This is a genomic window from Nostoc sp. MG11 (assembly GCF_014904695.1).
Taxonomy (GTDB): domain Bacteria; phylum Cyanobacteriota; class Cyanobacteriia; order Cyanobacteriales; family Nostocaceae; genus Komarekiella.
This window is the reverse complement of sequence record NZ_JACXXN010000017.1, coordinates 93,256-119,094: the sequence shown is the minus strand read 5'-3', so window position 1 is coordinate 119,094 and position 25,839 is coordinate 93,256. Positions and strand designations below refer to the sequence as shown.

The 25,839-nt window shown below is 42.3% G+C and carries 23 protein-coding genes and 2 pseudogenes; 7 read left to right on the top strand and 18 right to left on the bottom strand.

The genetic code is table 11. The features are described 5' to 3' along the window. Window positions 1-80: 80 nt before the first annotated feature. Window positions 81-1,442: a ribosome biogenesis GTPase Der gene (gene der / locus HCR01_RS22305; RefSeq protein WP_193198311.1), complete on the bottom strand. Its 1,362-nt coding sequence runs from the start codon at window positions 1,440-1,442 to the stop codon at window positions 81-83. A 305-nt stretch (window positions 1,443-1,747) separates the two neighbouring features. Here der and HCR01_RS22300 point away from each other — a divergent pair, with 305 nt between their 5' ends. Then, window positions 1,748-2,611, top strand: coding sequence for a metallophosphoesterase (locus HCR01_RS22300; RefSeq protein WP_193198291.1), 864 nt, complete (start codon window positions 1,748-1,750; stop codon window positions 2,609-2,611). A 426-nt stretch (window positions 2,612-3,037) separates the two neighbouring features. On the opposite strand, the gene plsY is transcribed toward HCR01_RS22300, so the two are convergent. The 4 genes from plsY to HCR01_RS22280 all read right to left on the bottom strand — a co-directional run bounded on the left by plsY (window position 3,038) and on the right by HCR01_RS22280 (window position 6,634). Beyond that, window positions 3,038-3,718 (bottom strand): glycerol-3-phosphate 1-O-acyltransferase PlsY, encoded by a 681-nt coding sequence (plsY, locus tag HCR01_RS22295; protein ID WP_193198289.1) that lies wholly within the window; start codon window positions 3,716-3,718, stop codon window positions 3,038-3,040. A gap of 81 nt (window positions 3,719-3,799) precedes the next feature. Beyond that, window positions 3,800-5,089: a DUF3086 domain-containing protein gene (locus HCR01_RS22290; protein ID WP_193198287.1), complete on the bottom strand. Its 1,290-nt coding sequence runs from the start codon at window positions 5,087-5,089 to the stop codon at window positions 3,800-3,802. Between the two features lie 254 nt (window positions 5,090-5,343). Then, complete coding sequence (locus tag HCR01_RS22285) at window positions 5,344-5,760, bottom strand: DUF3119 family protein (protein ID WP_193198284.1); 417 nt, start codon at window positions 5,758-5,760, stop codon at window positions 5,344-5,346. A 76-nt stretch (window positions 5,761-5,836) separates the two neighbouring features. After that, complete coding sequence (locus tag HCR01_RS22280) at window positions 5,837-6,634, bottom strand: MlaE family lipid ABC transporter permease subunit (protein WP_193198282.1); 798 nt, start codon at window positions 6,632-6,634, stop codon at window positions 5,837-5,839. Between the two features lie 425 nt (window positions 6,635-7,059). On the opposite strand from HCR01_RS22280, the gene HCR01_RS22275 reads away from it, so the two are divergent. From HCR01_RS22275 to aroH, 3 genes are all read left to right on the top strand, one after another. Then, entirely contained in the window at window positions 7,060-7,356 is a 297-nt protein-coding gene (locus HCR01_RS22275) for a hypothetical protein (protein ID WP_193198280.1), read from the top strand. Window positions 7,357-7,825: 469 nt separating this feature from the next. Continuing rightward, window positions 7,826-8,647: a signal peptide peptidase SppA gene (gene sppA, locus HCR01_RS22270; protein ID WP_193198278.1), complete on the top strand. Its 822-nt coding sequence runs from the start codon at window positions 7,826-7,828 to the stop codon at window positions 8,645-8,647. Between the two features lie 110 nt (window positions 8,648-8,757). Next, entirely contained in the window at window positions 8,758-9,159 is a 402-nt protein-coding gene (gene aroH / locus HCR01_RS22265) for a chorismate mutase (RefSeq protein ID WP_193198310.1), read from the top strand. Window positions 9,160-9,648: 489 nt separating this feature from the next. Here the strand turns inward: aroH and crtR are convergent, their stop codons facing one another. Then, entirely contained in the window at window positions 9,649-10,536 is an 888-nt protein-coding gene (gene crtR / locus HCR01_RS22255; RefSeq protein WP_193198276.1) for a beta-carotene hydroxylase, read from the bottom strand. A 462-nt stretch (window positions 10,537-10,998) separates the two neighbouring features. Here crtR and pyk point away from each other — a divergent pair, with 462 nt between their 5' ends. Further along, entirely contained in the window at window positions 10,999-12,768 is a 1,770-nt protein-coding gene (gene pyk / locus HCR01_RS22250) for a pyruvate kinase (protein WP_193198274.1), read from the top strand. Between the two features lie 93 nt (window positions 12,769-12,861). Here pyk and HCR01_RS22245 read toward each other — a convergent pair whose 3' ends face one another. The 8 genes and pseudogenes from HCR01_RS22245 to HCR01_RS22215 all read right to left on the bottom strand — a co-directional run bounded on the left by HCR01_RS22245 (window position 12,862) and on the right by HCR01_RS22215 (window position 20,775). Beyond that, complete coding sequence (locus tag HCR01_RS22245) at window positions 12,862-14,643, bottom strand: M61 family metallopeptidase (RefSeq protein WP_193198272.1); 1,782 nt, start codon at window positions 14,641-14,643, stop codon at window positions 12,862-12,864. 181 nt (window positions 14,644-14,824) lie between these two features. After that, on the bottom strand, window positions 14,825-15,508 hold the full coding sequence (locus tag HCR01_RS22240) for a Crp/Fnr family transcriptional regulator (RefSeq protein WP_193198270.1): 684 nt from the start codon (window positions 15,506-15,508) through the stop codon (window positions 14,825-14,827). Window positions 15,509-15,707: 199 nt separating this feature from the next. Beyond that, window positions 15,708-16,256, bottom strand: a pseudogene (locus HCR01_RS40845) (pilus assembly protein PilB); the annotation flags it as partial. Between the two features lie 498 nt (window positions 16,257-16,754). After that, a pseudogene (locus HCR01_RS40840) lies at window positions 16,755-16,943 on the bottom strand (hypothetical protein); the annotation flags it as partial. 332 nt (window positions 16,944-17,275) lie between these two features. Further along, entirely contained in the window at window positions 17,276-17,425 is a 150-nt protein-coding gene (locus HCR01_RS22230; protein WP_193198267.1) for a hypothetical protein, read from the bottom strand. A 56-nt stretch (window positions 17,426-17,481) separates the two neighbouring features. Continuing rightward, the gene (locus HCR01_RS22225; protein ID WP_193198265.1) at window positions 17,482-18,669 is read right to left on the bottom strand and encodes a HetZ-related protein 2; all 1,188 of its coding nucleotides are present in this window, start codon (window positions 18,667-18,669) and stop codon (window positions 17,482-17,484) included. A gap of 1,360 nt (window positions 18,670-20,029) precedes the next feature. Continuing rightward, complete coding sequence (locus tag HCR01_RS22220) at window positions 20,030-20,377, bottom strand: carbon dioxide-concentrating mechanism protein CcmK (RefSeq protein ID WP_193198263.1); 348 nt, start codon at window positions 20,375-20,377, stop codon at window positions 20,030-20,032. A gap of 86 nt (window positions 20,378-20,463) precedes the next feature. Further along, entirely contained in the window at window positions 20,464-20,775 is a 312-nt protein-coding gene (locus tag HCR01_RS22215) for a carbon dioxide-concentrating mechanism protein CcmK (protein ID WP_193198261.1), read from the bottom strand. Between the two features lie 309 nt (window positions 20,776-21,084). Here HCR01_RS22215 and HCR01_RS22210 point away from each other — a divergent pair, with 309 nt between their 5' ends. Beyond that, window positions 21,085-21,972, top strand: coding sequence for an alpha/beta fold hydrolase (locus HCR01_RS22210; RefSeq protein ID WP_193198259.1), 888 nt, complete (start codon window positions 21,085-21,087; stop codon window positions 21,970-21,972). 44 nt (window positions 21,973-22,016) lie between these two features. On the opposite strand, the gene HCR01_RS22205 is transcribed toward HCR01_RS22210, so the two are convergent. Further along, window positions 22,017-22,733 carry a hypothetical protein gene (locus HCR01_RS22205; RefSeq protein ID WP_193198257.1) on the bottom strand — a complete coding sequence of 239 codons (717 nt, stop codon included), beginning with the start codon at window positions 22,731-22,733 and terminating at the stop codon, window positions 22,017-22,019. Next, window positions 22,733-23,365: a ParA family protein gene (locus tag HCR01_RS22200; RefSeq protein WP_193198255.1), complete on the bottom strand. Its 633-nt coding sequence runs from the start codon at window positions 23,363-23,365 to the stop codon at window positions 22,733-22,735. The genes HCR01_RS22205 and HCR01_RS22200 overlap by 1 nt, the downstream gene beginning before the upstream one ends. 108 nt (window positions 23,366-23,473) lie before the next feature. Here HCR01_RS22200 and HCR01_RS22195 point away from each other — a divergent pair, with 108 nt between their 5' ends. Next, window positions 23,474-24,856, top strand: a complete 1,383-nt coding sequence (locus HCR01_RS22195) for a cytochrome P450 (protein ID WP_193198253.1) — start codon at window positions 23,474-23,476, stop codon at window positions 24,854-24,856. A gap of 38 nt (window positions 24,857-24,894) precedes the next feature. On the opposite strand, the gene HCR01_RS22190 is transcribed toward HCR01_RS22195, so the two are convergent. Both HCR01_RS22190 and HCR01_RS40090 read right to left on the bottom strand, forming a co-directional pair. Continuing rightward, complete coding sequence (locus HCR01_RS22190; RefSeq protein WP_193198251.1) at window positions 24,895-25,503, bottom strand: acyltransferase; 609 nt, start codon at window positions 25,501-25,503, stop codon at window positions 24,895-24,897. 198 nt (window positions 25,504-25,701) lie between these two features. Next, a complete protein-coding gene (locus HCR01_RS40090; protein ID WP_264299934.1) occupies window positions 25,702-25,836 on the bottom strand; it encodes a hypothetical protein in 135 nt (44 codons plus the stop codon). Window positions 25,837-25,839: the final 3 nt, after the last annotated feature.

Sequence of the window (25,839 nt, the reverse complement as noted above, 5' to 3'; positions counted from 1 at the left end):
AAAGAGAGAAGTCTGTGGCTTACTTCCGGCAGGGTGCGGAGGAAGCCTCCGCTCAGAACTTCGGAGACAAACGACGATTATTACACGCGGGTAGCACGATTAACACTGCCACTTTCGACATCACGGACTTTTTTACTCCGCCAGAGTAGACGAATAGGAGTGCCTTTAAATCCTAATTGTTGGCGGAATTGCCGTTCGATGTAGCGACGGTAGTTGTCGTTAAAGCGTTTTGCTTCATTGACAAATAGAGCGATCGTTGGTGGTTGTGCGCTTACTTGTGTACCATAATAAATCTTGCCCTGACGTCCACCGCGTGATGCTGGCGGTGAATGCCAACTAACGGCATCTGTTAAGACTTCGTTAATCACTGATGTGCTGACACGGCGTTTGTGTGACTCAGCCGCCTGATTTACTAACTCTAAAATCTTTTCTACTCGTTGTCCTGTTAAGGCACTCACAAAAATGGTTTCTGCCCATTCGGTAAAATGTAACCGTTCTTGTAGAGTTTTTTCGTAGTCGTAGATGGTGTAGGAGTCTTTTTCGACAGCATCCCACTTATTCACAACGATTATACAAGCTCGACCTTCTTCGACAATCCGCCCAGCTAATTTTTGGTCTTGCTCGGTAACTCCGTCCAGGGCATCTAAAATTAATAAAACCACATCGGCGCGGCGAATCGCTTTGAAGGCACGGTTAATGCTGAAGAATTCCGGGCCGTATTCCACATTTTTCTTTTTGCGAATTCCCGCCGTGTCAATTAAACGGTAGGTTTGTCCATCTCTTTCAACTACGGTATCAATTGCATCGCGGGTTGTACCAGAGATGGGGCTAACAATTGCCCTCGCTTCTCCGACAAAAGCATTCAGCAAACTGGATTTACCCACATTTGGGCGTCCGACAATTGCAACTTTAATTTCATTAGTTTCCGGTACTTCTCCCACGGGAGGGATGTGATTCATTAACTCGTCGAGTAACTCACCTGTACCGCTGCCATGAATTGCAGAGACAGGGAAAGGTTCACCCAATCCCAATTCCCAAAATTCAGATGCTTGCATTAAGCCTTGTTCTGGGGATTCACATTTATTTACAGTTAGTAGCACAGGTACGGGTTGTTGGCGCAACCACTCAGCAATTTCCTCATCGGCTGGTGAGGGCCCAGTTTGACCATCGACAACAAAAATTGCAGCACTTGCTTCTGTAAGCGCCGTCATTGCCTGTTGACGAATCAGCGGTAAAAATTCGGTATCATCGTTAAAGACTAAGCCGCCAGTGTCTACCACCAAAAATTCGCGATCGCGCCAGTAAGCCGGCATGTAAGTGCGATCGCGTGTCATACCAGGTTCATCGTGGACAATCGCCGTTTGTTCCCCGGCGAAACGATTAACCAGGGTGGATTTGCCCACGTTCGGGCGTCCGATAATAGCAACAATTGGCAGTCCCATAAAACCAGGGTGATAGAGAGACATAATATATCACGTCTCTACATTTTAGCCACTTTAAGTCTTTATTTAATTTTACGACCACTCAGATGATTGCCAGTCAAATTTAAAGAAACCGTAGGACAGACAATCTAGTTCCGCACAGCATAATTAATAACTAGACAGCTAGAAACAAAAAGTTACTTTATGAGCATTACAGCCTTCTGCGTTATCAAACTTCTGAGCGACAGTTTCCGCGCAAGAGAGTTCTATCTGTCTCCTGTCTCCTGCCTTCTTGCACTAGTAGTCACGTCGATGGAGATTTTGTTTTGAGAAGTCGTAAGTGGCGCAAAAAAGCTAGAATATCAGCTTTGCGATTTTTGATATTGTGCTTACTGTTGGGAATTTGTGCGTTATCTTACGCCAAATATATTGAACCGAATTGGATTGAAATTAATTCTTTACAACTGACTTTGCCACATCTCTCATCAGAATTTAATGGCTATCGCATTGTCCAAATCAGCGATGTTCATCGAGATAAGTGGATGACTCAAGAACGGTTCAAAAAAATTATCAACTTAGTCAACCAACAAAAACCTGACTTAGTGGCGATTACAGGAGATTTAGTAACCCACTTTTCGCCCTCAGTCGTCCCCACTCTCAAGTTTGTCTTGGATAAATTCACTGCCAAAGATCAGACTGTGGCAGTATTGGGCAATCATGATTACCTCAACAACTCAAAAGCAATTATCCAAGCAATAGAAGAAAGCGGTATAACCTGCCTTGATAATGCTATTTACACACTACATCGGGGCAGTGCAATGCTGCATATCGCTGGGGTAGATGATATCTGGCTTGGGAAACCCCGTTTAGATTTAGTACTGAAGCAATTACCTAACGAGGGTGCTGCAATTTTATTAGCACATGAGCCAGACTTTGCTGATATTAGTGCTGCTACAGGACGGTTTGACTTGCAACTATCAGGACATTCTCACGGTGGACAAGTGCATCTACCTTTGCTCACAGCAATGGTTCTACCCCGATTTGGTAGAAAGTATTACTCTGGACGCTATCAGGTGGGAAATATGATCCAATATACTAACCGAGGTGTCGGTATGACTGACATGCATTTGCGATTTGCTGCCCGTCCTGAGATTACTGTGTTTACCTTGGTTGCACCAAATAAACGTTAAACGCATTGTAGAGAGAAAGCGTAAGCAGTATTCTCAATTAGCAACCTCGCCTACCTGGAACTCGAAGTTCCAGGCTAATAACTGAATTCCACTATTAAGTGGACTGAAATTAAATGTCTATAAAGTTGGTTTTCTAAATCCGACGTAATTAGCGGCTGCCACTCTTTTGTCGCCCAAATGAGATGGTAGTAAAGTCGCTACAGAGCTATGAAAGTATTTTTTTGGGAATTTTGTTCATTTATTGTTCCCGCAGTTCTTAAAAATCCTTCAGTCGGCTTGAGCCGACTTTAGCTATTAGCCTCAGAATAAATTCTGAGGCGAGTAGGCTGTACTTGGCACGCATCCTCAACATCCAACTTTAAATCCGCAATAGTTCTGCCCTTTTTTGGGTGATTGATATCATATCCGCACCTGTGCAATCGCAAATTATGCAGGTTGTTCTGGTTCTGTAGTTAACTTCTGTCCTATTTTTGGCTCTGTACCTGCAAGCAGCCGTTCAAGATTACTACGGTGACGCAGAATTACATACAACCCACCAGCAATACCAAACAGAATATAAGGCAACGGTTGATGCAGAACTAGCATGAAAATTGGAACAGCGATCGCACCCATAATCGAACTCAATGATACAATCCGCGATATCGCCGCACAAACGGCGAAAACACCTGCTGTTGCAAAACCTACCTGCCAACTCATTGCCAACAGAATCCCTAAGCTGATGGCAACGGATTTACCACCAGTAAAGCCCAAAAAAATCGATTTACTGTGTCCAAGGATGGCGGCTAACCCAGTTAAAGTCACTATCCAGGATTGCCACAGTTTTGCATCTACCGTTGGGGGGATAAAATTTTGATTTGCAGCAAAGTTGAACAACCAGTAAACTAAGGCGATCGCTAATGCTCCCTTTAAGGAATCAAGAACTAAAACGAATGCTCCAGGCCCTTTCCCTAAAGTTCTGAGCACGTTAGTTGCTCCAGTAGAACCTGAACCAACTTCTCGAATATCAATACCTTTTAACTGCTTCACAGCAATGTACCCAGTGGGAAAAGAACCCAATAGGTAAGCTATGACCACAATTGCCACACATCCGGTTAACCAAATAGCCATAAAAATTTAAGATTCAAAATTCAAGAAAGTCAAAAGTCCAGAGTCGTACCTGTGGACTAATGACTAATGACTAATGACTAATTAAAAGTCATCATCATAGTTTCTCACTGTTTTGGGGTCAGGAGCAAAAGCTAACCAGAGAGGAAATTGCAGCAGAGATAAACTGATTTGCTCCTCTGAATCATCAATGATAATCAAGGGGAGTTGATTTGCTTTTACCAATCGGTCTGCTTTTTGAGCTGCGGCTTCAGGTGCTTCAAATAATACCAATCCTCGGTCGGGGCCAAAATCTGGGCGACCAATTCCTAGACAGTCTTGCAAGCCGCGCCGCCATTCGCCCAAACGTTCTGGTGTATTTGCTAATACTAACGTGCGGACGCGATCGCCATACAGTTTGTGTAATATCGAAATCGCTGCTGAGGCAATCAGGATATTCTGCAAGCGGCTACCCATTGTTCGTAAAGCACCCCGTCCCCCTTGGCTGAAAAACCAGTTAGAGACTCGTTCAGCGTGAACTGGTTCAAAGGTACGGCGCAGTTGCCATGCGGGGCCGTAGTAATCTGGTTTAGTACGATATTGGTCAATTAGGCGACGAATTTGCTTTGTAGTGTCTTGAAACTGCTGTTGGGCAAATTGTGGTGTACCAGGCTGGGATTCAACTGGTTTAGCTTCTCTAGCAATTGGTTTTTCTCGTTCTGTTACAGCAGGTACTAACTGCAACTGCTCTGCTGCTGCTGCCAAATCTTGTAAACTACCCGTGAGATAGTCTTTAAAACCTTGCACTCGAATTGCTAAATCTTGGGATGCTCCTGCAAAAGTGGTTCGCATCTCGTTGCGGATACGGTCTTGACGGCGTTCTAGCTGTTCTACAGAAATTTGTAGTGCTTGTTTGCGCTGTTCTAACTGCGCCAACGATTCTTGTACAAGCCGTCCTAGTGCAGTTTGAGTTTCACCGATTTGTGTCTGAAGTGTTTTGTAGGATGCTTGCAGTGTAGCTATTTCTTCTTTAAGGGCTGCTTCAGTACTTTGCAACTCTGCTAGTCGTTGCTCAGCTTGTGCGTATAGTAAATTATTTTGTGATTCTGATTCTATTTCTGACTCCAGCGCAGCGGTTTCTGCTTCTAACTGCGCTACAAGTTCGCCAGTTGAGTCTTCTGTTAGCTCAGTTGTAGATTTTGTAACTTCTGCATTGAAGATAGGTTGTTCAAAAGTTGCGTCATCTTGATTGTCAACTGATAAACTCAAGGTTTCTGTTTCCACTACTGACTCAACAGGTGGATTTTCTGGATGTTCAATAGCATTGCTCTGTTCTTGTTTTTCTGGCAACCATTCATCAATTGGTTCTGGGGTTTGAGATTCCTCTGGGTTCATAAACAATAGTGTAATTCCTATGACGCGAATAAATAACTTTCAGAAATATTACAAGAGTTTTGAGTTTTGAGTCACAAATCGCCCTATAGCTCTTTGGGCATCCTACGACGGACATCTCCCTTTGGGGGAAGATTTTAATTGGTCAAAGAACAGAGAAAGCCGCCGCACCCTGCGGGAAGCAAGCTACAAACTTCTCGCGCTCGTCTTGGGTAGTTCCGAATCTAGATTCATAACTCAGCACTAATTACTCGGCACTAAATACGTGGACAACGTTGTTCCAGGCAAGTTTTCAGAGTGTTGGGGTCAAATAAAATCGGCAAAAAGTGAATGCTTTTAATTTCTTTAAAATAAAACAAGATGGGAACTCCATTCCAGAAGATCCGCCAGTTTTGCCATTCTTGGTAAGGAAAGCGGCGAATTAATTTTTCGCCTCTATAAAGATCTAAGTCGGTGGCGGTAAATTGTAAACGCAGTGTTAATGCCTGAAACATGAGAAACAAACCAAACAGTGCTAAAGCAAAGCCTACCCAAGGTTGTAATATCAGCATTGGAATAGCGGCGATCGCCAACACTACAGGTATATTGTAACTAGGCTTAAGTTCCACGGTTGATGTGGAGTCAGGAGCAAATGAACTTGTCACAGTCTTAAATCCTGCTTTGTTACTAGACATTTCTCCTATTCTAGGATTTCAAGGGTTAGGAAGCGCGAAGCAGTGATCAGCATGATTCATCACTGTCGCACAGCAACTAGAACTCTGGTACAAATGCACTGCCAGCCCCTTGAAACATTAACCAAGAAAGAAAGAAGTTACTAATAAATATAATTAGTAAGGCGGTAACAACAGCTGTTGTAGTTGATTGTCCCACTCCTTTGGCTCCTCCGGTTGTCGTCAAGCCCCAACTGCAACCAATTACGGCAATAAAAGTGCCGAAACAACACGCCTTAATCATGGCGCTGAAAATATCCCAAATGTCGAGAAAGTTACGGGCTGAGTCTAGAAATACCGTGTCGGAGAGGTTGTAGATATTCGTTGCAATTATCAATCCCCCCAACATCCCTGTTACCAAAGACAGGAGAGTTAAAACTGGCAGCATTAAGCAGCAAGCTAGAACGCGGGGGATAACTAGGTAATCAATTGGGTCAGTTTTTAACATCAACATGGCATCGATTTGTTCTGTTACCCGCATAGTGCCGATTTCTGCTGCAAAAGCGGAACCAACTCGCCCCGCCAAAATCACTGCTGTTAGCACGGGTGAGAGTTCCCGTGTCAATGCTACGGACAGCACTCCACCAACGATATTTCCTGCGCCAAAGTTAATAAATTCCCGCGCCACCTGAATGGTAAACACTGCCCCAACAAAAATAGCCGTCAATAGGGCAATAAATAGGGAATCTGGCCCAACTGCTGCCATTTGATCTAAAGTATTGCGCCTGTGGATTTTGCCTCTCAAGAGGTGAACTAGTACTTGTCCACCTAAAAAAATCGCCGCCAGCAACCGCTGACTCCATTCTCCTAAACTGGATTTGGATGTAGTCTCGCTCAATGTTCTATAGCTAACTCGGTAACTGCCTTAAGAATAGCGAAAGTCGTTGAAAATAGGGAATAGGGCATTGAGCATTAGTCAATAATCAATAGTTTTTCTCCTCCTACTTCCCTGCTATCCTGCTTGATTGCACGGTGAAACATTAACTTAGTTTAAAGCTTCTCTCAGAAAATTAAGCTATTTTCAAGCGGGCTTTGACGCAATAAATAATGACTACCTCTGGTTCTAACCTTGATTTTTCAAGGGTTTTGTAGATTTTGGGTCTTTTTGATGTCCTTTGCATCTGATGTCACAGCTTGCCATTTCTTTTAATGAAAACTTAAGATTTTTGACAGTTTGTCTGCTCCGAAGCGATCGCACGTATTGTAGAAAATGACATAAAGCTATCCAGCTATTGTCATCTTTACTCACGGAGCTTGTCCTAGATGACCATTTTTACTAATTTTCTCCGCTCCCTGCTGCTAACGATCATTTTCAGTTTTGTTGCTCCCATGTTCCTGGTTGGGGCTGTATTACTGCTTTTATCCCTGATAGGTTACTTTCCTGGCTTAGAAGAATTGACTGAAGCGATCGCAACTCAGATATTACATTTTCTTGCCACCTTTGGCAGTGGGACTTCTCTACGGGGACTATTTGTGATTAGTTTGACTTGTAGTTTCGTTGGAGCACTGTTTGATATGTATGCTTATTATCGCTGTCAAATTTTACGCATAGATTCCTAAGTAGCAACAGTTTCGTGAGGTACTCATAGACTGCACAATAGATGAAAAAGTGATATTCCAGAAAGTGTAAGTTTTACTAGTTCTAACCTAGTTAAGGATTGCTACTGCTGAATAAATTTTTATTAATTAAACTGAGTGCCGAATTAATTAAATACTTATTAACTATAAATCATTAGCTATTAGTTACTAATGACTAAGGAACTTACTCAGGCTGATAAATTTATTAAACTGTAATAGCCAAAGTCAGGTGTGTTAAACTATAGCGCTGGACAATAAGCTCTAGCAGAGCATTTTGTTCTAGCTAACATCTTCTATGACTTAATTGACATTTACGAAGATAGCAAAACATAAAAATTTCATTAAAATGCTGATTGGTATAATGCCTGCTCATGTTTCTTAACAAAGCAAAGCAGGTAGTCTGACCGCTAGGCATTTTATATTGAGTTTATTACGAGGTATTTTAACACTCATGGTTTGGCCGTTTAAGCCCAAGTTTCGTAAACAAATTGCGCGGATTGAAATTACTGGTGCGATCGCCAGTGCTACTCGCAAACGCGTGTTAGAAGCCCTAAAAACTGTAGAGGAAAAAAAATTTCCAGCATTACTGCTACGCATCGATAGTCCTGGCGGTACAGTGGGAGATTCCCAAGAAATCTACAGTGCCCTCAAGCGTTTGCGCGAAAAAATCAAAATTGTTGCCAGCTTTGGTAATATTTCGGCTTCTGGAGGCGTCTACATTGGTATGGGAGCTGAACACATCATCGCTAACCCCGGTACGATTACAGGTAGCATTGGTGTGATTCTGCGTGGAAATAACTTAGAACGCTTGCTAGAAAAAATTGGCGTTTCTTTCAAGGTGATTAAGTCTGGCCCTTACAAAGACATTTTAGCTTTCGACCGGGAACTGACTGCACCAGAAGAAAATATCCTACAAGAATTGATTGACATAAGTTATCAGCAGTTTGTGCAAACTGTAGCTGAGGCGCGTTCTTTAGGAGTGGAAACTGTCAAAAGTTTCGCCGATGGTCGGATTTTTACTGGTCAGCAAGCCTTAGAGTTGGGTGTTATAGACCGTCTGGGAACAGAAGAAGATGCCCGTCGTTGGACAGCAGAATTAGTGGGTCTCGACCCTGAAAAAACCCTCTGCTACACCCTAGAAGAACGAAAACCTTTATTGAGTCGAGTTTTACCTGGAAGTCGTCAGATTTCATCAGGAATTGGAGCGAGTATTGATTGGCTGGAATTTGAAATGTCCACCAGCGGTTTACCTTTGTGGTTGTATAGACCATAAATGTTTGTTTGTCATTTGTCGTTTGTCATTTGTCCTTTGATTAATGACCAATGACCAATGACCAATGACTAATGACTAAATATAAGGAGGATTTTGGCGTGGAGTGGCAAATGCGGGCTATTCGTGGAGCAACAACTGTTTCAGAAAATACCGATAAGGCAATCCGAGAGGTGGTTACAGAACTACTAGATGAACTAGAAAACCGGAATCAACTCCAGCCAACGGAGATTATTAGTGTTACTTTCTCAGTAACACGCGATTTGGATGCTATTTTTCCAGCTGCGATCGCCAGAACGCGTCCAGACTGGGATAATGTGGCAATGTTGGATGTGCAGCAAATGCATGTCGAAGGCAGCTTAGAGTGCTGCATTCGGTTGTTAGTCCACGCCTATCTGCCAACCTCCGCCCCAATTCACCATATCTATTTGCGTAACGCTGCTAGCTTGCGTCCTGACTGGAGTTTACCTCAGTCGTTACAAGCATCGCAGCCAGCAGTTAGGTCAAAGGTGTAAAATCACTTAAACTTATGTAAAAAGTAGCACACAATGATCTACTACGGTGGTGATACGGCTGCTCAACCTGTTGCAATTGGCAGGACAGTAATTCAAGTTTTCACAACAAGATGTCGTATTTGGTTCTATGTTCAAGCTAACTTTGAATAGTGTTTCAATTAGCAAGTTTCCTCTTGGATACCAGTGTCGCTAGTCGGCTTCTAGAGTAGTCTTTTTCACTCTTGAGTGCCTGAAACTACTATCAAGTTATTAGTTTCGCCTAAATCTTGGGCAGGGCAGTATAGGTTATTTATCCAGTATGTTTTGTTGCAAATAGAAGACGACAAATGATGAATTAAGTGGTCATTCTGTCCCAGAATCAGGATATTGAGAATTGGTTGTGGTGGACGCGAGCATTTTTCCAGCGATCGCACTCTGCAAAAGGACAATGGAATATAATGCACCACTTTAGCTGTGCCACGCCACTAGGCATCGCTTTATGCAACAACCTTATTCTTTATGATGAAACCGAATTCCTAAAAAAATGTCGTAAACGAACTCAAAAAAGTCTTTTTTTTGTAATAATCCTGAAGTTTGATAACAGCCTTTTTCATCTAAAAGAGGCTTCATCAGGTAATAGGTGGGCTGGTAATTGTACCACGGAACAGAAGGCCATAAATGGTGAATTAAGTGGTAGTTCTGCCCTAAAATCAGAATATTCAGAATTGGGTGGGGATAAACACGAGCATTTTTCCAGCGATCGCGCTCCCCAAAGGGACGATGAGGTAAATAATCAAAAAATAACCCCAGTGTTATCCCTACTACAAATGTTGGTATAAACCAAAAATTGAGAATGTAACCCAAAAAGTGGTATTGAACTGAGATATAAAAAATTAAAACCACAATCAAGCGGCTAATGAACCATTCGAGTAGCTCATATTTACGCCACAGTTGCCTTTGAAAGAAAAACACCTCATGATACAAAAACCTGACCGCAATCAGCCATAGCGGCCCACCTGTAGAAACATAATGATCTGGGTCGTCTTTAGGATGGTTAACATAGGCATGGTGCTGTAAATGTACCCGTGTAAACACCGGAAAAGCAAAAGCTAACATCAACGCACTGCCATGCCCTAACATCGCGTTTATCAATCGGTTGCGATGGGCAGATTGGTGACAAGCGTCATGAATTACCGTCCCACTACAATGCAAGGCAAGAGTATTAACGCTAAAGCACAGCCAGTGTGGCCATTGCCAAAGCCAGTAACCAAAGTTAGATAACACCAGCATCCCTACGGCTGCTAAAAATAGCAGCAGCGTTGGATTAAAATCACCGGGAGGCGCTAAAAATTCCTTGGGCGGGATAGTCAGTGGCTTTTTTGCCTCCGACGTGAGCATTCTTGACTCCTTTTTTATCAAAGCATTACGAATATACGATAAAGACTAGGAAATAATAAAGTTTTGTATAGCAATATTTATCTCTGGTTTGCATAATCAGCAGATGAATAACGTTATGATTCCAGACGAGACCTAAGTCTTTGCTGATGAGTGGGGTATGACCAGTGTCAAAGAGTTAATGGGAAAAACCTCCCTTTACGAAGATCTATTTACAATATCCAGTCTATCTCACACCCACCAAGCAAGAGAGAGACAAGAGGTTTACAGGTGTAGGTTTTTCATCAAAGGGTGAGTTAGAACTCTCATTTGAATGCAGGAATAAGCGAATCCTTCCTTATCCCCCACCAGTCCCCTCTCTAACTGTTTAAATCATTGATATAGCTGTGACTGAAAAGGAGATGCCACTTAAAGTTACGATGACTTCCTAGATAGCTCCCTAACTTCAGCCCCTATGCAATAAATATGCAATTAAAAGATTCTCTACGCCGGACAAAAATTGTCGCTACTATTGGCCCCGCCACCAGCAGCCCAGAAATGCTCAAGGCGATCATCGAAGCGGGAGCAACAACACTGCGGCTCAACTTTTCCCACGGAACTCATGCTGACCATCAACGTAATATTCGCTTAATTCGGCAAACTGCTTTTGAGCTAAATCAGCCAGTAGCTATTCTCCAAGACTTGCAAGGGCCAAAAATTCGCTTGGGAAAGTTTGAAAACGGGTATATAGTCGTGGCAAAAGGCGATCGCTTCACCTTGACTAATCGCCCGATTATCGGCACAGAGGAAATTAGCTGCGTCACCTACGATTATTTGGCCGAAGAAGTCCCGGTTGGCGCAAAAATCCTTCTCGATGATGGGCGAGTAGAAATGTTGGTGGAAGAAATTAACCGCGATAAAGGTGATTTGCATTGTCGGATCACCGTGGCTGGTAAGCTTTCTAACAACAAAGGTGTAAACTTTCCCGGAGTTTACTTATCGATTAAGGCGATGACCGACAAAGACCGAGAAGATCTAATGTTTGGTCTAGACCAGGGTGTAGATTGGGTAGCACTGTCTTTTGTCCGCAATCCGCTGGATATGATAGAAATTAAAGAGCTAATTTCTAGCACAGGCAAACAAGTACCAGTGATTGCCAAAATTGAAAAGCACGAAGCCATTGAACAAATGGAAGCAGTTCTGGCTTTGTGTGACGGTGTAATGGTTGCCAGAGGCGACTTGGGCGTGGAACTACCAGCCGAGGATGTCCCGGTGCTGCAAAAGCGATTGATTGCCACTGCAAATCGCTTAGGGATTCCGATCATCACAGCTACCCAAATGTTAGACAGTATGGTGAGTAACCCGCGTCCAACTCGCGCCGAAGTGTCGGATGTAGCAAATGCGATTTTAGATGGCACAGATGCAGTGATGCTCTCTAATGAAACCGCTGTCGGTAGCTACCCAGTGGAAGCAGTAGCAACGATGGCACGTATTGCCGAGCGTATGGAGCAGGAGGAATCCCAAAACTCAAAATTACGTTCTTTAAAAGATACTAGGCGTTCCATTCCTAATGCTATTAGTCAAGCTGTAGGTCAAATTGCTGAGCAACTGGGCGCAGCGGCAATTATGACCCTCACGCAAACAGGCGCAACAGCTCGTAACGTTTCCAAGTTCCGTCCTCAGACACCGATTTTGGCCGTGACACCACATGTGAATGTGGCACGGCAGCTACAGATGGTGTGGGGAGTGAAACCCTTGTTAGTACTCGGACTACCTTCCACAGGTCAGACGTTTCAAGCTGCTATCAACGTAGCTCAGGAAAATCAGTTATTGTCTGAGGGCGATTTAGTGGTGATGACTGCCGGCACACTCCAAGGAATTTCCGGTTCAACGGATTTAATTAAGGTTGAAGTGGTGACGGCGGTACTAGGTCACGGAATTGGGCTGGGGCAAGGTTCGGTGAGTGGTCGCGCACGGGTGGCTCAAACTAGCATGGATGTTAGTAACTTTAATCCCGGAGATATTTTGGTTGCCTCCCGCACTAATGCCGATTTTGTAGAGGTAATTCGTAAAGCTGCCGGGATTATTACTGAAGACGAGAGTCTTACAAGTCACGCAGCAGTGATTGGTTTGCGTCTCGGTGTACCAGTGATTGTTGGTGTGAAACAGGCGACGCAAGTAATTCGAGATGGAGCGATTCTGACGCTGGATTTACAACGGGGTTTAGTTTACTCTGGAGCGGTGGGAACGCCTTAAGGCTGGGGGCTGGGGACTAGGGACTGGGAAAGAGTGTTCTAATACCTAATCCCTAATTCTCAATACCCAATACCCAATCCCCAATCGTTTTCATTAGAGAGTTGTGAGTGTTACGCCAAGCCATCCAGCAAAGTTTTGCTGTTGAGTAGAGTTAGGATGCTCAACAGGTTTTACCTGATACCGAGTGGGACGTGGTGGAGCTAGGGTGATAGAGTAGGTACGCAGTTCATCTTGGTGAAAAACTGCGACTTGAATGGTATCGCTTGGTTGATAATCTTTGAGGCGATCGCTTAAGCTACTCACTGTCACCTTAATCCCATTAATTGCAAGCAGCTCATCGCCTGGGTCAATTCCCCCTACTTGTGCAGGGGAACCCGTCTCAACAAACTTAATTATCTCTCGCCCATTCTCGGCATTTGTTTTCACACCCAAATAAGGTTCTTCCTCTTGTTCAGCTATTAACTGCAAGCCAAACGGTTCCAGATAATGATTGAAGGGTAAATCGTCATTGCTATGAATGTAGCGTTTAAAGAAATCAGTCAAATCGATTCCCGCTACCGATTCTATGACTTCCTGCAACTGTTCGGGGGTATAGCCAATTTCAGCTTGCCCAAATTGTCGCCACATTTTCCGCATGACATCATCAAGGGAACGCTGATTGTTATGAGTAGAGCGAATGAGTAAATCTAGCAACAACGATACCATTTCTCCTTTCAAATAGTAGGAAATCTGAGAATTGCCGCTATTAGCATCTGGGCGATAGAGTTTAATCCAAGCATCAAAACTCGACTCAGCAACGGGTTGTACCTTACGCCCTGGTGTAGTTTCATATCTAGTAATTTCCTTACCCAGATTATTCAAATACGACTTAGCATCATAAATTCCAGCCCGCAAAGGAATTAGCAAGTCGTAGTAACTAGTAGTCCCCTCACAAAACCATAAAGAGGGTGTGTAATTTTCCTGGTCGTAATCAAAAACCTCTAGTGCTTTTGGGCGAATTCGCTTGACATTCCACAAGTGAAAGAACTCATGTGCCACTAATTGGAGAAAGCGATCGTACTTGTCCTGAGCGCGAAACCCAAAACGCTGGTAAATTAAGGAACAGGAGTTTTTATGCTCCAAACCGCCAAAAGCTTGGCTAAATAAATGTAGTAGAAATACGTATCGTTCATAGGGCAAACCGTCAAACATCTGCGCTTCTGCTTGGATGATTTTCTGAATATCAGCAATCATCCGCTGAGCATGGCAGTTACCCTCTCCCCAGATTGCAAGTTCGTGGGGTTTTCCCAACACTTCAAATTTATACAACTGATGGCGACCAATCTCAAACGGACTATCGACAAGAGTATCAAAATCGCCAGCCAGGAAAGTATTCGCTTCCTGCTCAACTAGTGGCAGAGGAGTAGTTATTTGCCATTCTGGGTGTGGTGGCACGATGGTAACGTGAATGGGTTGTTTCTCCCAACCAGGTATCCTCAAAAATAGTGCAGCACCGTTGAAATAAGCATGAGTTGTATCCAAATGATTTGTCCGTACCGATAACTCATTCGCAAAAATGCGGTAACGTACAGTTAATTCTGAAACATCAATTTTCTCTACTTGCCAGTGATTCTTACTGATCTTCCGCCAAGGTAAAGGTTCATTTCCTCTAAAAGCTGTAAATTCCTGTAAGTTTTTGGCATATTCTCGGACTAAATAGGAGCCGGGTGTCCATACTGGCAATTTTAAATCGAGAATCGATGAGGGATAATCCCCAAGGCTTAAAGTCACCTCAAACAAATGAGTTTCTGGTGAGGGCATTGCTACCTGATAATGAATAGTCGGCCCAGTTTGCTGGATGTGGGTGTTAGAACGAGGTGCTGTTGCTTCAGTCATCTTGGTACTGAGTTCTGAGTTATTAGTTAATAGTCATTAGTCAACAGTCATTAGTCAATAGTCAAAAACTTTGGACTGTTGACGCAACACTCAATACTTAGCACGGGCTACGCCCTACTATGCTAACAGGACTAAATACTCAGAACGGGCTAAACACACTGCTACCGCGCTTCAGCACTCATTAAACTTTCCCAGCCAAATTCATCAACTGTTTGAAATTTACAAGATAAATAATGTTGTTGGCGTTGTCAATTTTGATCCACCCTTTTTCGTGGAGCTTTTCCATGATTTTCGTGGTTTCTTCAACACCAATTTCTGTAACCTCTGCCAAATCTTTGAAGGGAATGTTAAAAATTTCTCTTCCTAAATTTGATTCTTGACCATAGCTTTCGCTTAAAGTAACTAGGGTATGGGCAAGTTTGACCGCTGGTGGTGAAGACCGCATTTGCAAACGCAGGTTAATTTGCCGCAATCGCCGCACCATTAATTGCAGCATCCGGTGATGTAACTGTGGGTCTTTAAACAATATTTGAATAAAGCGCTCTCTGGAAATGCTCAGCAACTTTACGGGTGAAAGGGCAATAACATCAGTTGAACGGGGAGATTCATCTAAAATCGCCATTTCGCCAAAAAAATCGCCCCGACCAAAAATTGCCAGAGCTACTGAATCTTCCCCAGAGGTGCGCCGGACTTTGACCCAACCAGAAACCACTAAGTAAACGGCATTACCCCAGGCATCTTCCATCACAACGGCTCGCCCAGATGGATATTCGTGTTCAATTGCAACATTGAGCAGCCATTCCAATGTCTGTGGATTGGCTGTACTCATTAAGGGGAAAAGTTCACTAAAAACCTCAGTCTGCATGAAATATTAGCAAGAAATGGATTCAAGAGCGGAAAACTAACTTTGCTACTATAAGTTTGTTTAAACCGTAATCTTATGCAGAATACGGGCGCAAAATTCGTAGATATTTGATCTGAACCTCTAAGGTCAGTCGCTCTAGGGTTCCATTACAAAATAACAACTATGTATAGGATCGAAATCAGCGGTTTCACTGACAGAGCTATGATTTGCTGATTGTTATTGAGTCGCTATCTAGTGAGAGTATTTTGATTTGTTGGTCTAAATTTTCTACCAGTTGATTTAAGGCTACTAAAGCCTCTAATTGTTGAAAGTCAAGGCTAGGATTCAAGAGAAGCCGTTCTTGTAGTTCATGTAATTTGAAGCTTAGTTGCTGAGCAATTCCCAAAGCGTCGCGGCCTAAACGCGTCAACTGTTGTTGTTGATAAAACTTTAATGCTGCTCCCCGCAATACTTGTAGTGTAGCCTCTTCGCCGTAAATTCCCGGCATGATTCGCAAGCGTAATAATAGGCGGTTTTGTTGATATACGCATTCTTTTTCTACTTGCTTTGGTTCTGCAACCGTGGTAACAGGTAGAGAAGCAAACCGCTTTAATTCATTGAGTACTCCTTGGAAAACAGAGAGTGGCAGCTTGTCTAAAACAGACTGCAAGACTCCATTGTCACTCCACAGTATTTTGCCTTCGTAAGGCTGTCTTTCTAAATACAGCCGCCCAATTCCTCCAGCTAAAATGCGCCCTAATAATTCTTCTAGTAATTTCTTGGGTGGTAGTGTTGGAAGTACTGCAATAGGACTAAATAAATCGGGAACTTGTGCTGGTAAAATAGGTAAATTATCTGGCAGTGCTATCTCAAAAGTATTCTTCTCTTGCTCACTGTTGTCAGGAATCAAGAAGTTGCTAATTTTAGACAAGTTATTTAGGTCTGAGATTGGAGAGGCTGGGATTGGGGGTAAATCTACCCGTTGCCAAGAATGTTTAGGATTTTGTGTCTGAGGCATCATCAATATCGGTGGCTGATGTGATTCAGAGTCCGTATTTTTAGAAGGAATAGGTTGGTTAGCAAATGTAGCTGCGCTATTTTTTAAGGAAAATTCTGCTGGTTTGGCTGGCACGGATGTGTTTTTGTGGTTGAGGTAGGCTGACAGTATTGTGCGGTGGGTGTCAGATGCGATCGCCTTAGATACCATTGAGCAATTGATATAAGACAAAATGCGCTTAACATAATCTAAGGCCTCACTGTCTTGTGGATGAACCATACCCAGCAAGAGGCTGTTGTCTTTTAATGCAAAGGGCAAAATCTGGTGGTATAGGCAAGCTTCAAATGACAACAAAGTATCAATTAGCTGGAATATTTGCTGGCGATCGCTTAGTAACTCTCTTGGAGTATCGCCTCCTTGTTCCCACTTAGTTTGAGTGGTGGTTAGTACTTGCTTCATGGTTGCTGCGGTATGAGTTGGTTTGCCCTCTGAAGACAACATAAGTATGATTACTTGGTGTTTGCTCTTATACTATATATCTTGCCTTTAATTTAGTAGGCTGTTAATAAAGATACTTTGTTGAGTTGTTAAAAATTAAACTATTTCCATTCCTGATGAAGACGAATACCAAGCCTAGTCGTATCAAAAACTTGAATACTGATAAGTATGAGCTACAGAATACACTTCCTATCACCTCGTTGTATTTTATTTAAACGAGTACTGCCATAAGTACACATAAAACTACACATAAGTAGAGGTGGGTAGAAGATGAATTTTAGATGTGGATCAACCTAAATCCAAAAATCTTCAATGAAAAATTCCATCCACAATGTGATGAGGCATGGGAAAAAGTCACCAATGACGCCAGTTCGATGCCAATTGCTACAACCCATAGCGCAGCGTAAGCCTTCCTTCTCTACGAGAGGCTGCGCTAACGCCATAGCTTCTCTACGCCACTTGCTCTCTGGAATTTCCTACCAACTTTTGATAAATCTAGTTATTCTTGGGTTCTTAAAGTTTGGGCTGTAAGATAGACTTTTGTCCATTCGCCCATTACTTGATGGGTTTTGAGTTTTAACTGTTGAGCTGTTGCTTCTATTGAGTTACCTGCTCTCCGCAAATCAAGGATCTGTCGCCCAAGATGAGTTAATTGTTCATAAAGTTGCTGCCATTGGTTTTGTGTTAGCCCCAAGTTATTTTCTTGCAAAGAAATTGAAAGCCAACTCTCCACGAGTTCTGGTTTACTTTTTAGAGCAAAAACACGCACGGCGTGGTAACTAATTTTTTCTCGCAGTCGATATACGTCCTTAATGGGCTTGTTCAGCCTTTTGGCGATTTCTTCTTGAGACTTACCTTGCAGATACAGTCGTAGCCACTCTACTGCCTCTGTTCCCAAGTTTTCTTGTAAATAATTTTCAAATTCTTTTTGTACTCCCTGACGTAGCACTTGCTGTTCTTCTAGGTGTTGTGCTTCTTGATATTCTACGATCGCCTGACTGTCCACTAAGTTAACTCGGTTGTCAGTGTCGTCTGTTAAAATTTCTTCTGAAACTAACCTAATTAAGTCCCGGCTTGGCACTTGGGTTAAACCGCCACGCTGGGTGCGACGCAAATAATTTACAAAGCGGTAAACCAATAGGGGTTGATTGCGTACTGGCCGTAAACAATACTCTTCTACACTGGCGAACAGCAGAGTATCCCGCAATCGTTTATCGGTGGTACATTCTGCAATGTCAGCCATTTGCTGCTGCATGTAGGTATCGCTTTGCAGCAATTCTTGGAGTACTTCTTGCAACACATCCATAACACTGCGCTGGCGATCGCGGCTGAGAGCAATCCAAGTCTGGATTTTATTACGTAACGTCACTATACTTCCCAGCCGAGTTATCAAGTTGCGATAAGCGCGTTCTCGCCCCATCCCTAAGTAGCGTTGGCGTAAAATCCTCCAGCGATATTCCATCGCTTGCTTGGCGATATCAAGTTCCTTGGGATTGAGCAGATCAAACCGCTTGGAGTCAGCTCCCAACAACCATAGAAGAATACTTTGCCTAGCAGCCTCACTTTGTTCTGGACATTCAGCAGCTAGCCGCTTTCGCCAATATAACGCCAGTTTTTCCACATCCGTTGCCATAGCGAGATTGCGCTCCTCGAAACTCGATTTTAAAGTTTGCATCACAACCCCCATTTCTCCCACTTAATTTTTTAACTGGCAGTTGCCCCCGATTTCATGAATTTCATGAAAACATCTCAGTGATTCCACTTTTATTACGTCTTGAGTTACTAGATTTATGCAGAAATTTTTGCATTGCATTTTGCTTTTAATTTTCAAGTACCGGAAATCACTGTCTCTAAGGCATTTTTGTCAATTCTGTTAATTTCGATTTTTTGTAAAGTTATGTTTTGTTGAACTAAGAATAGCAATCTTCCCAGAATCAAGAAAGGGATAGACTTTTGCTGGATATGGGTTGGAAAAATCTGAACATTTCGCACCCAATTTTAAGAAACGAATATAATTTAACTCAATGTTCAGACGTTGTTTTAACAGTATAAGTTTCATTTCTACGAAACATCACTGAAAAAGCGAAATTTTAGTAGTATTTTATACTTGTTTTTGCATTCTATATGAGATAGTGTCTGTATAGTTATTGGTAGTTAGTATAAAATAACTAAAAATATTGATGTGGTATTGATTGTTCAGGACTTAATGTATTGACAAAAATCTAATTTTGTGAGTAAAGCCCTAGTTGAAACTATCTTTGATTGTTATTGGTTGCTATGTCATTTAAAGAGTAAAACACTTGTTTTTATTGCTTTTAATTTAACTAAAAAATATTAGCCTAAATTTAATATTAATTAAACCTATATAACTCATAGAAATCTCATATAAAAACTCATAAACAACTTAATATGTAGTTTTCAAGCCTTTATTGGGTTTTACTGCGCTCAACTCTCTGTGTTCTCCGCACCCACATTATCTCTATTAAGGAAGCAAGCTACGCGCAACGTCTCGTTTAGGAGAAGTTCTGTTTGGCCACCGAGCTTCTTCGCTGGCGCTCAAAGTTTTCGGAAGCTACCGCTTTGACTTCTGTGCGTGGTTAAATAAATAATTTATAAACCGCAGAGACGTAGCGAAAAATCGCGGTGGCGGCTCCCGCTGTAGACGTCCACCAGAAGGCTTGTCGGAGACATCTGAACTTTTCAAGTTAGAGAGCGCAGAGAGAAAAAATGAGCTTTTACGAGTCGCCTTGAAAGGGCTTGTTTTATATTCCTAATAATTGGCCAAGTTTGATTGGATAGGTTTATAGTCAGAAAACCAAATATTTTTATAAAACTTATTAAGATGTTATGAAAAGAAACTACGATTTAGATATAAGTATAAAATGTATTCTAATGTGCTAAATTGCGATCGCTATTTTAAATAGTAGAGCTAAATAGCCAAACTAGCTTCACGGGCAAATCCGCCTTTATCATTGGAAAGTTTCTTTCAAAACCTGATATTCGCAAAAATCAATAGTCAATATTGATTTTGACTATTGACCTTGACTTTATCGTCCGTTAGATCTGACGATGGGATTTTCTACAGATTCTCGATACTGTTGGACTGCTTCTGTGTAAGCTATTGGCAGAACAGCTTCGACATTTTCATGAGGACGGGGAATAATCACCCAGGATTCTAGCGTACCGCCATAAACATTTTCTGCGGCTTCAACACCAGCAGCCATAGCTGTTTTAACCTCAGAAACATCGCCACGAATATTAACTGTAAAGCGAGCGCTACCTACTCTGATATAACCAACGAGGGTGACTCGACCGGCTTTTACCATAGCATCGGCTGCTGCTAGTACAGCAGGAAAGCCTTTAGTTTCCAGTGCTCCAACTGCCTGTAGTGACATTAGTAATCTCCTTTAGGAATAAACTGTATGTGGCGCTATAAGTTAATTGTACGAAGCTTCGCTACAGATTTTGATGGCGAAATTGCTTAGAACATGCGGAAAGGTTCTGATTCTTCAGTAAAGTGGATTGGTAAAATACTTTCTACATTTTCCGGGGGATTAGGAACGATGTAATGGGTGATTACTGTACCAACCTTTACTTTCTCTCCGGCGTCGATTCCTGCTTCAACTGCTCTTTTGACTTCAGCAACATGTCCTCTGACGGCGACTAACAAACGAGCGCTTTCAGCTTGACCATAATACACAATTGTGACTGCGGCAGATTTGACCATAGCATCTGCCGCGGCTAACACACTAGGAAAACCCAAAGTTTCAATTACGCCAACCGCCATTGGCATGGCATCAACTCCTAAATCAAGGAATAGGCGATATCAATTGTACGTGGCTTTAGTCCCAATTTTGACATTTTGGCAAACTTTCTTTGATACCAATAGCTGAAAGAGCGCCGGCTAGTGCACAATACGGTTCAGTTAAGAATAATTGTAGGTTGGGTTGAACGCAGTGAAACCCAAAAAAGGCCTGCAAACGTTGGGTTTCGTTCCTCAACCCAACCTACATAATTTAATTTTTTTGGGCTTAACTGAACTGTATTGGGCTAGTGTAAGTAGCGTTATGCAGAAGGCGGTTAATACGGTAGACTAAAATCTATGTTTCCTAATTTTCTTCCTACAGCAGTTAGTCAACTGACTGAACTTGCGTCGATCGCATTAGCTAAGAGTATTCAATCGTCAGCGATCGCTACCCCTCTAAGTAATCAATCAATCACCACAACCTATGTGCATTTAGGAAGTGGTGGAACTCCTATATTATTAATTCACGGTTTTGATAGTTCTGTATTAGAATTTCGTCGGCTTTTACCACTGCTTTCTGAAGATAATGAAACTTGGGCAGTAGATTTGCTGGGTTTTGGCTTTACAGACAGACTCGCAGGAATTGCCTATAACCCAACTGCCATTAAGACTCATCTTTATTATTTCTGGAAAAGCCTAATTAATCAACCTATAATTTTGGTGGGCGCTTCGATGGGGGGTGCAACGGCAATTGATTTCACGCTGAGTTACCCGGAAGTGGTAAAAAAACTGGTGTTAATTGACAGTGCTGGTTTGGCGGGTGGTTCACCTTTAAGCAAATTAATGTTTCCCCCGTTAGATTATTTAGCAACTCAGTTTTTGAGTAATCTGAAAGTGCGCGATCGCGTTTCCCGTATAGGATATAAAAATCAAAGTCTTGCCTCTATCGATGCTTTATATTGTGGAGCATTACATCTACAAATGCCAAGTTGGCATCAAGCGTTGATTGCTTTTACTAAAAGTGGTGGCTATAGTGCTTTTAGGTTTAAGAAACTAGCAGAAATTGTGCAACCAACGCTGATTTTGTGGGGTGATTCTGATAAGATTTTGGGTACTGGGGATGCCATACGATTTCAAAGGGCAATTCCACACAGTACTTTAACTTGGATACAAGATTGTGGTCATCTCCCTCACTTGGAACAACCACATATCACTGCCCAGCATATTTTACAGTTTCGGGGGTAACTCCCAAACATAACGACTTTTTCGGTAAAAGCTGGATTTAAAGTCTAATCAAGTAACCACATCTCATTATTATTAGAACCATCAGCAGAGTTGTTTGGTTGATTGTCTGATTGATGTTGATTGTCTGGTTGATATTGAGCCAGTTTGTCAGATGAGCGGTGTGACTTTTTGTAGTTCAGTGGGTTGTAGCTTTCCTTTACTGGTTTTAAAGCACTTCTTTCTTCTATTAGCTTAGAGTTAGATTTTTCTGCGGATTTCACAGCACTGCTTTCTTCTATTAGCTTAGAGTTAGATTTTTCTGCGGGTTTTGCAGCACTGCTTTCTTCTATTAGCTTAGAGTTAGATTTTTCTGCGGGTTTTGCAGCCTTCTTTTCTTCGATCAGCTGAGAATTAGCTTCTGCAAGTTGTAATGCTGTTTTTTTAGTTTCGTACAATTCTTTTGTTAGCCGTTCTGCTAATGTTTGTTGTTCAGATAAATTTGATTGCAAATCAATAATTTGCTGCTGAAGTTCAGCTTCTTTTTTATTGTTTTTTTCTAGGGTTTCTATCAATTCTTTGACAGTTGCTTCTAAATCAGCCTTAGTTGGATTTGTGCGCTTAGTAGAAGTTGGTTCAGTTTCTTGTGCTGGCGTTTCTTCAGTTGCGGCAGCATTTTCTTCCACAACTACTTCAGATGCGATTTCAATTGCATCTTCACCTTCGGGAGGTGTAAATTTTTGTGCCTCCTCTTGTATTAAGTCGGTGAGACGTTTCTTAACCATTATTTCCTCCATTCACGCTGTAATTCGTCAGCCACGCGGCGGTAGTCTAACTCCGCCTCGCGGGCATTTCCTCCTCGCCATTGAGTAATCGCTACACCCTCAAGGGCGGCTCGTTCATGAGCTTTGTAGGCACGGATAAAGGTATTAAAAGCTGGAATACCTAGCTTTGTGAGGGTGTTTTTAGCTTCTAGTGCTTCTCCCATACTCCGCGTATCAACTTTAGTTAGCAGTACCCGATGAGGGGTTCCCACAGGGATAATGGCTGCCTTTACTGTCTCCACGAGCACTGCTAAATCCATTGCTGCTGGGGGTGTAGGCAAAACTAGATAATCTGCGATCGCAACTACCGCCGCCAATGCTTCAGAGCGCAGTGCCGGAGGTGTATCCACCACTACTAAATCGTAACCTTTTATCTTTCCTAAATCACCTAAAAGTGTAGGATCAGTCTCTTGAGATAGATCAAATCCTATTTCCTGTTGATTGCGCCCAATCCACCAACTTGCAGAACCTTGAATATCTGCGTCAATCAGAATCACCTTTTTTTTCTTTGCAAAGTTTGCAGCCAGATTGACTGCGGTAGTCGTTTTACCGACTCCTCCTTTACCGTTAAGAATAGCGATGATTTTTGGCACTGCTTGCTTCCGATGCTGCCTTACAAGAATATACCGCTTTGTGTAACCCTCAAGAACATGAAAACTCGTAACAATAAAATTCAGAAGCCGTCAATTCTACAAACTTCTATGACAGCCATTTCTAATTTACCCGATGGGCCAAAAATGCCGCGTTTCCTGCGGCTGCTCAAGTTTATTGGTCAGCCAGTGAAATATGTGGATGATTTTGCCAAACTCTATGGTGATACCTTTGCTATCAGGAGTAGTCGCGGGGATAACCATATTGTGTACTTTAGTCAACCCCAAGCACTTGAGCAGATTTTTACTGCTGATTCTAGTCATTTCGAGGTTGGGAGGGGGAATGCAGGACTAAGATTTTTGCTTGGTGATCGCTCTTTTATGTTAGCGGATGGCGATCGCCACCAGCGCCAGCGTCAACTATTAGCGCCTCCCTTTCATGGGGAAAGGATGCGGGCTTACGGTCAGGATATCCGTAAAATAACCCAACAAGTAAGTGACGAGTGGCTAATTGGTAAGCCTTTTGATATCCGTGAGTCGATGCAAGAAATTACCTTGCGTGTCATTTTACAGGTTGTATTTGGTTTGGATGAGGGACAACTTTTTGAGGAACTGAGGCGATCGCTAAGTGACTTACTCAACTTTATCAGTTCGCCTGTAATGTCCAGTGCCTTCTTTTTCGGGTTTATGCAAAAAGATTTAGGTGCTTGGAGTCCTTGGGGCTGGATTCTGCGACAACGGCAAAAAATTGATCAACTTATTTATGCTTTACTTCAGGAACGTCGGGCTGAATCTCAGCAAAATCGCCAAGATATCCTGAGTTTGATGATGGCTGCTCGTTATGACGATGGTCAAGGGATGTCAGATGAAGAATTACACGACGAGTTGATGACAGTGTTAGTAGCGGGACATGAAACTACCGCTTCTGCATTGACATGGGCTTTTTATTGGATTGACCACTTACCAGAGGTGCGTGAGAAGTTACTACAGGAACTCAATACCCTTGGTGTTAACCCAGACCCAAGTAGTATAGCTAAATTACCCTATTTAACAGCAGTTTGCCAAGAAACGTTGCGGATTTACCCAATTGCTATGAATGCTTTCTTGCGGATTGTGAAAACTCCAATTGAAATTATGGGTTACAAACTGCCACAGGGAACAGCAATAATCCCCAGTATTTATTTAGCGCACCATAGAGAAGAAGTCTACCCACAGCCCAAGCAGTTTAAACCAGAACGCTTTTTAGAAAGGCAATTTTCCCCATACGAGTACTTACCCTTTGGTGGGGGTAGCCGTCGTTGTATTGGTATGGCATTTGCTCAGTATGAAATGAAAATCGTCTTGGCAACTATTTTGTCAGATTTTCAGGTATGCCTAGCGAATAAGCGTCCTGTGCATCCTGTGCGTCGTGGTTTAACCCTAGCTACACCAGCAGGAATGCGGATGATAGCAACGCCCCAGGTAAAGCGTGCAACTACACCAGCCCTAGTTTAGACAAGTAGGGTGGGTATTGTAATGCCCACCCTACCAACTTAATTTTGAATTACTTCAGAAGGAGATTGAATTTCTTGCTTGTTAGCGAGTTTTTCATAATGTTCTTTGTTGCGGTATTTAATTATTCTCATCGGTTGATTACCGACAATTGCTAAAGGTTCTACATTAGCAGTTACAACTGTACCAGCCGCCACAATTGCACCGTCTCCTATGGAAACTCCTGGAATAATTAGGACATTTCCACCAATCCAAACATTGCGACCGATAATAACAGGTTTCTGAATGTAGATATTATGTTCATAAGGAAGATCATTACTTTGATAGTCGTGGTTTGCAGATAGGATGACAACATTAAATCCAAGTGTTGTGTTATCGCCAATTGTAATTCCGCCACGACCATCTAGTAAGACATCTGGGCCAATATACACTTTATTTCCCAAGGAGATGTTTTGAGGGTTATCAATTTTAATATCTCTCTTGAACCGAACACCTGAACCACAAAATTTCAATTTACCCTTTAGTTCCAGATGCTTATACCGCCTGATTTTTGTTTGTAGGTATTCTTCCCACTGTATTAAACGAGGTACTAAATGTTGTTCTAATAGTCTCTCTAACTTATTCGTAATTTTATCTTTGATCTGTTTCATAATACCTCATGAGAGTTTGACAATCCTGTAGCTTGAACCCAGGAAGGAAAAAGGACGCGGGTACTTTATAGCACAAGTCATATTTATTAGGTTTCCCTGATGAGAGTATTTGCTCTTATGTAAATAGAGTTTCTCGTTCTTTCACATTTCTCCCGCCGCTTTTTTTGAGTCAGTGTGAAAGGAAAAGTTTATAGACATTCACCGCGTGCAGACTTGACAGCTTTCTATTTTATTTACACTCTTATTTTTTACGACGATAGATGCGATCGCTTCCAGCACCCCAGGGGCGATCGCTAAAGTACAAGTTGAATATTTTGTTGCATTACGAAACAAATA